Origin of the sequence: Parvimonas sp. D2 (assembly GCF_035282635.1) — a bacterium.
GTDB lineage: Bacteria > Bacillota > Clostridia > Tissierellales > Peptoniphilaceae > Parvimonas.
Genome location: NZ_JAYKBO010000086.1, coordinates 1 through 245 on the forward strand (window position 1 = coordinate 1; position 245 = coordinate 245).

Genomic DNA, 245 nt, shown 5'->3' on the forward strand with positions numbered 1-245 from the left:
TCTTTTAGATATTCTACCGAATTGTCAAAAATTTTTCTCTGCAATTCTATTATTGCATCAATACTTTCTTTGCTTATAAATAATTTTATTTCATACTTTCTGTCCATAACTCCAATTCCTGAACAAATAACATCACAGAGTATATAGTCAAATTGTTCTTTATATTACTCTTTGCAAATTGAAGCGTAAAAATTAAATAATTTTAAAGTCTTTACATAAATTCTTTTACAATTTTCTTATATCTT

At 23.3% G+C, this 245-nt stretch carries 1 pseudogene; it reads right to left on the reverse strand.

Annotated features, from left to right (window positions below):
- A pseudogene (locus tag VJI77_RS07680) lies at nucleotides 1-146 on the reverse strand (16S rRNA (cytosine(967)-C(5))-methyltransferase RsmB); the annotation flags it as partial.
- Between the last annotated feature and the right edge of the window lie 99 nt (nucleotides 147-245).